The sequence below is a fragment of the Tsukamurella sp. M9C genome, assembly GCF_020169415.1.
Taxonomy (GTDB): Bacteria; Actinomycetota; Actinomycetes; order Mycobacteriales; family Mycobacteriaceae; genus Tsukamurella.
On the sequence record NZ_JAIULG010000106.1, the window covers coordinates 1 to 464 of the forward strand.

Below are 464 nucleotides of genomic sequence, written 5' to 3' on the forward strand. Positions count from 1 at the left end.
GGTAAGGGCGTTCACGCTTGCCTTGGCACCTGGGTCGCGAAAGCCGAAGTAGCCGAGATCGGTCTGCCGGCACTGTTCAGCCGTCTCCGTGGCATGCGCTTGATTGATGATAATCCGCCAGCCACAGCCGGCTGGGTTTTCCGCGGAATGACTAAGCTTCCGATCGCATGGGAGAGCACCCGGGATGCGCATGATGCTGATGCTCCTAGCGAAACGGAAGCGCGGATCGCGATCGTTGGAAGCGGGCCTGCGGGCTGCTTTACCGGACAGGCTCTGCGGCGGGCCCTGCCGAAAAGTCGCATCGATGTTCTCGACGAGAGTGCGACGCCGTTCGGATTGGTCCGCTATGGTGTGGCGGCCGATCACCAGGGAACCAAATCGGTCGCGCAACAATTCGAACGCTTTTTCGATGAATCCGGCGTGGAATTCCGTGGCAATGTTCGTGTAGGTGCCCAAGGTGACGT

1 protein-coding gene is annotated in these 464 nt (G+C 60.3%); it reads left to right on the forward strand.

The window, feature by feature from the left end; genetic code table 11:
• Positions 1-147: 147 nt before the first annotated feature.
• Positions 148-464: NAD(P)-binding protein (locus LB823_RS24205; protein ID WP_374201381.1), on the forward strand; the 317-nt coding region annotated here is incomplete at its 3' end.